Source organism: Reyranella sp. (assembly GCF_050185545.1).
Classification (GTDB): domain Bacteria; phylum Pseudomonadota; class Alphaproteobacteria; order Reyranellales; family Reyranellaceae; genus Reyranella.
The window spans coordinates 1-4,813 of sequence record NZ_JBFWZI010000326.1 but is presented as its reverse complement, the minus strand read 5'-3'; the positions used below and the strand labels follow the sequence as shown (position 1 = coordinate 4,813).

General features: G+C 67.9%; 7 protein-coding genes. All 7 read left to right on the top strand.

All coding sequences use genetic code 11. The features are described from left to right. The first annotated feature begins 169 nt into the window (after positions 1-169). Positions 170-889 carry a universal stress protein gene (locus AB7O82_RS37390; protein ID WP_428555744.1) on the top strand — a complete coding sequence of 240 codons (720 nt, stop codon included), beginning with the start codon at positions 170-172 and terminating at the stop codon, positions 887-889. A gap of 86 nt (positions 890-975) precedes the next feature. After that, entirely contained in the window at positions 976-2,364 is a 1,389-nt protein-coding gene (locus AB7O82_RS37385) for an NfeD family protein (protein WP_428621819.1), read from the top strand. Between the two features lie 2 nt (positions 2,365-2,366). Beyond that, positions 2,367-3,146, top strand: coding sequence for a slipin family protein (locus AB7O82_RS37380; RefSeq protein ID WP_428555750.1), 780 nt, complete (start codon positions 2,367-2,369; stop codon positions 3,144-3,146). Positions 3,147-3,221: 75 nt separating this feature from the next. Next, positions 3,222-3,599 carry a hypothetical protein gene (locus AB7O82_RS37375; RefSeq protein ID WP_428621818.1) on the top strand — a complete coding sequence of 126 codons (378 nt, stop codon included), beginning with the start codon at positions 3,222-3,224 and terminating at the stop codon, positions 3,597-3,599. A 1-nt stretch (position 3,600) separates the two neighbouring features. After that, positions 3,601-3,858, top strand: coding sequence for a DUF5985 family protein (locus AB7O82_RS37370; protein ID WP_428555756.1), 258 nt, complete (start codon positions 3,601-3,603; stop codon positions 3,856-3,858). Beyond that, complete coding sequence (locus AB7O82_RS37365) at positions 3,855-4,124, top strand: DUF5985 family protein (RefSeq protein ID WP_428621816.1); 270 nt, start codon at positions 3,855-3,857, stop codon at positions 4,122-4,124. Before AB7O82_RS37370 ends, AB7O82_RS37365 begins: the two co-directional genes overlap by 4 nt. A gap of 198 nt (positions 4,125-4,322) precedes the next feature. Then, positions 4,323-4,616: a hypothetical protein gene (locus tag AB7O82_RS37360; protein WP_428621814.1), complete on the top strand. Its 294-nt coding sequence runs from the start codon at positions 4,323-4,325 to the stop codon at positions 4,614-4,616. Positions 4,617-4,813 lie beyond the last annotated feature (197 nt).

Here is a 4,813-nt window from a genome sequence, read left to right as displayed (position 1 = left end):
GGCGACGGTTGCAAACAGGCCGAGCCCGGGAAGCGAAACGGAGTGAAGCTGCATGCGCTCGATCCTTGTGACCCTCGATGACACGCCGTCTGCTGCAACCGCGCGGCGGATCGCTCTCGGGCTGGCGCGCCGGACGGGGGCGTCGATCAGGGGAGTCGTCGGCGTCGACGTGAGCGATCTCGAAGGGATCGAGCCCGCGCCCATCGGCGCGATGGGCTATGCCCAGGATCGGCGTCGCCACCGCGCGAAGGTGGCGTACGATCGTCGTGCGCGGGTGGCGGAGCTGCCCCGGTCGTTCGAGCAGTCTTGCGCCGCGGCGGGCGTCGAGGCCCGCTGCCAAACGATCGACGGAGACATCCGTGCCGAGTTGATCCACGCCATCGAGACCTCCGACATGATGGTCACGGGGCTGGATACGGAGTTCCACCTCGAGCCGAGCGACGACGTGAGCCCGCTGGTCGAGCACATCGTCGCGCGCGGTTGCCGGCCGGTCCTGGTGACCGGACCGGAAGCGCCCGAGGACGGGCCGGTCGTGGTCGCCTACGATGGCAGCGTGCCGGCCGCGAAGGCCCTGCAACTTGCGGTCCTGCTCGGCATATTCGGCTCTTCCCCGGCCCGGGTGGTGTCGGTGTATCCCGGGGACCAGGCCTTCGAGGCCGCCACCCGGGCGCGCGATTACCTCGTCCTGCACGGCATCACCGCCGACATCGAGGCGGTGACCTCGACCGACCATCCCGCGGACGTCCTTCGCGCGCACGCCTCGGCGGTTCATGCGCGCCTGCTCGTGATGGGCGCCTTCGGCCATCGCGGCCTGCAGGAGATTCTGTTCGGCTCGAGCACGAGGCGCCTGCTTCACGGGCTTACGGTGCCGCTCTTCATCTACCACTGAGCCGACCCGGCTGGGCTTGTCGCACCCGCCGTGGCGGGACTAGTGTCGATCCGCTGCCGCCGGTGGGCGCACAACAGGAGGTCTCGATGTTCCTCCGATACGTCGCGTTGCTGTTGGCGTTGCTTGGTGGGCCCACGCTCCTGCTGTCGGCCGGTCACGCTCAACCGGACTCGGAAAAGGCCCTTCCGATGCGCCCCGCGCCGCCGCCCGTAATCGTCGTTGCCGTCAAGGGTGCGATCGGCGTCGGGACCGGGCATCTGATCGAGGAGGTCCTGTCGCGCGCACGGAACGAACGGGTGGGCCTCGTCGTGCTGCGTCTCGATACGCCGGGTGGCCTGGTGTCGGCCACGCGTGACATCATCGCCGCGATCCTGGCCTCCCCCGTGCCCGTCGTCCTCTACGTCTCGCCGAGCGGGGCGCGGGCAGCCAGCGCCGGCACCTACATTGCCTATGCGTCTCACATCGCGGCCATGGCGCCCGGCACGCATCTCGGGGCGGCAACGCCGGTCCAGATGGGGGCGCCGCCCAGCCCGGCCCCGCAGCAACGCCGCGACGGCGACAAGCCCGATGGCCAGACATCCGGCGCGATGGAACGCAAGGTGCTGAACGACGCTGTCGCCTACCTGCGCAGCCTGGCGCAGCTCAGGGGTCGCAACGCCGACTGGGCAGAGAAGGCGGTGCGCGAGGGGGCGACGCTGACGGCGGAGGAGGCGGTGCGCGAGAAGGTCGTCGACCTGCTCGCCGGCAATGTCGGCGACCTGCTCGATCGCCTGGATGGCCTGACGGTGCGCACCGTCGACGGCGACAGGCTGCTCGCCACCCGCCACGCGCGGGTGATCGACATCGAGCCCGGCTGGAAGAGCCGCCTGCTGGCCATCGTCACCGATCCCAACATCGCCTTCATCCTGCTGATGATCGGCGTCTACGGCATCATCTTCGAGTTCTGGCATCCGGGGCTCGGCGGTCCCGGCATCGTCGGCGCCATCTGCCTGCTCGTTGGCTTGATGGCGCTGTCGGTGCTGCCGGTCAATCTCGCCGGCCTCGGCTTGCTGGCATTGGGCATCGGCATGATGACGGCCGAGGCATTCACGCCGGGAATTGGCGTGCTGGGGTTGGGCGGCGTCGTGTCCTTCCTGCTCGGAGGGCTGTTCCTGTTCGATCCCGCGGGCGCGGACATCGACTTCGCCGTCGCCTTGCCGGTCGTCATCGGCGCGGCGGTGACCAACGCGCTCCTGTTCGTCGGCCTGCTCGGCATGATCCTGCGCGTTCGCCGCCGCAAGGTGGTCACGGGAGCCGAGCAGATGATCGGCCTCGAGGGCAGCGTGGTCGATTGGCAGGACGGCCAGGGCCGCATCCGCGTCCATGGCGAGGTATGGTCGGCGCGCGCCGCCGCTCCGCTGGCGCCGGGCACGCTGGTGAAGGTCGAGCGGCGCGACGGGCTGACGCTTCACGTCGAACCCACGGGAGGAATGTGACCATGCCGAGCCTCGATTTTCTCGCCTACGTCCTGCCGATCGTCGTGCTGGTCGTCCTGGTCGCCTATTCCGTGCGCATCCTGCGGGAGTACGAGCGCGGCGTGGTGTTCACCCTCGGCCGGTTGCAGGGCGTCCAGGGGCCGGGACTGATCTTCGTCATTCCGTTCGTGCAGCAGATGGAGCGCGTCGATCTGCGGACACGCGTGCTCGACGTGCCGCCGCAGGACGTCATCTCGCGCGACAACGTGTCGGTGCGCGTCAACGCCGTGGTGTACTACCGCGTCATCGAGCCCGAGAAGGCCATCATCCAGGTCGAGACGTTCGACCAGGCCACGAGCCAGCTCGCGCAGACCACTCTGCGCTCGGTCGTCGGCCAGCACGAGCTCGACCAGATGCTGGCGGAGCGCGACCGGCTGAATGCCGACGTCCAGCGCATCCTCGACGAGCAGACCGACGCCTGGGGCATCAAGGTCTCGAACGTCGAGCTGAAGCACATCGACCTCGACGAGAAGATGGTCCGCGCCATCGCCCGTCAGGCCGAGGCCGAGCGCCTGCGTCGCGCCAAGATCATCGATGCCGAGGGCGAGCTGCAGGCCGCCGAGAAGCTCGTCGACGCGGGCGCCATCATGGCGCGCCGGCCGGAATCGATGCAGCTCCGCTATCTCGGTACGCTGGCCAACATCGCTGGAGAGAAGAGCTCCACCATCGTGTTTCCGCTGCCCATCGATCTGCTCCGCGCGCTGGGGGGCACTCGGCGGGACTCCGCCGAGGAGAGGCCGTGAGGGCTGACGCCTGTCGTTCGCCGAGGTAAAGTGACACGCCCGCGTGGCGTCGATTGGTAGTGGCCGAGGATTGGCATGGCGCGAGCCGAAATCCCCAAACAGGTCCGGCGCTTCATTGCCAAGCATATCGACTCGGTCGGCGAGCTGGAGGCCCTGCTGTTGCTGCGTTCGGCGCCCGAAGAGGTGTGGGATGTCCCGCGAATCATGAGCCGGCTCTACATCGACGAGGCGGAGACCACCCGGATTCTCGACCGGCTGTGCCGCTCCGGCTTTCTCGTCCTTATCGACAAGCGTTACGAGTATCGGTGCCGGACGCAGGACCTGCAGCAGGCGGTCGACGCCGTTGCGGAGTTCTACGCTCGACACCTGATCCCGATCACCAACATGATCCATGCCAAGTCGCGGCGCATCCGCGAGTTCGCGGACGCCTTCCGCTTCCGGAAGGATTCCTGACATGGCGCCCCTGATCTATCTGCTGTGCATGCTGACGGCGCTGATCTGCGCCTGGCTGCTGCTGCGCGCGTGGCGGCGCAGCGGCTATCGACTCCTGCTGTGGAGCGGTCTGTGCTTCGCCGGGCTCACGATCAACAACTTCCTCCTGGTGGTCGACAGGCTGGTCCTGCCGGCGGTCGACCTGTCGATATGGCGAACGTCGATGGCGCTGGTTGCGATGGCAGTCCTGCTCTACGGCCTGATCTGGGAATCGGAATGACGGCGGCGGCCGCCTCGTTGCTGATGGGCGCCGTGGCCATGGCGTCGTTCGTGGCCATGCTGTTCTTCCTGCGGCACTGGCAGCAGACTCGCGAAACCTTCTTTCTGCTGTTCGCCATCGCGTTCGGAGTCGATGCCGCGAGCCGGGCGGTTCTGGGGTTGTGGGACCTGGCCGAGGATACCGAGCCGCTGGTCTACCTGGCCCGTCTCGTCACCTTCTCGCTGATCATTCTTGCCATCGTGCAGAAGAACCGCGCGAACAGATAGCGACGATCAGCGGCGCCGGGCGGTTGTCGGGCCGGGAGCTCGTCGACAGCGAGGCTCCAACTCGTCGGGCGGGATCCCGACGGAGGTGGTGCCCCCGCGAGCCGCCTCCACGGCTATCGCCGCAGGCCACGCGGCCGCGATTCGAGGTACACTGGCCTGCTCGTTCCGCCCAGTCGGCGGGCTGTCGGGGGGAAGAACATGCGTCGACCTGGACTTCTGTTGACGGCCGCGCTCGGCCTGTCGCTGCTCGCCTGTGCGAAGCAACAGCCGACCAGCTCGCCCCAGGATCTCGCCTACTGCGCCAGGCTCAGCCAGCTCTATCAGCGCTATGTCGGCGCCGATCCGAGCTCTGCCAGCATGGCCGGGGTCACGCCGGACGTCCAAGGCGGGGAGGCGGTGGCCAAGTGCCGTGAGGGCGATGCCAAGGCGTCCATCCCGACGCTCGAGCGCCTGCTGAAGGATGCCGACATCGCCCTGCCGCCGCGGACTTGAGTTGACAGATGATCGCAACCATCTTTGCGAGCGGGGAGCGCCCTGTCCTTCGGCTCGACGATGCCAAAGGGCTGAAGCCTGCCTCGGATCGTTGTAGTGTTTCTCCGACGCAATCAGAGATGGATCGAGACGATGCCGCGCAAAGCAGTCGGTCGCCAGCCGCCGCAGAAGGGCCCTGCCTGGGACGCCTTCGTCGC

Bases quoted from the DNA above. Each gene is read 5' to 3' on its own strand.
- AB7O82_RS37365 (WP_428621816.1), top strand. From the start codon at position 3,855: ATGACGGCGGCGGCCGCCTCGTTGCTGATGGGCGCCGTGGCCATGGCG.
- AB7O82_RS37380 (WP_428555750.1), top strand. From the start codon at position 2,367: ATGCCGAGCCTCGATTTTCTCGCCTACGTCCTGCCGATCGTCGTGCTG.
- AB7O82_RS37360 (WP_428621814.1), top strand. From the start codon at position 4,323: ATGCGTCGACCTGGACTTCTGTTGACGGCCGCGCTCGGCCTGTCGCTG.
- AB7O82_RS37385 (WP_428621819.1), top strand. From the start codon at position 976: ATGTTCCTCCGATACGTCGCGTTGCTGTTGGCGTTGCTTGGTGGGCCC.
- AB7O82_RS37375 (WP_428621818.1), top strand. From the start codon at position 3,222: ATGGCGCGAGCCGAAATCCCCAAACAGGTCCGGCGCTTCATTGCCAAG.
- AB7O82_RS37370 (WP_428555756.1), top strand. From the start codon at position 3,601: ATGGCGCCCCTGATCTATCTGCTGTGCATGCTGACGGCGCTGATCTGC.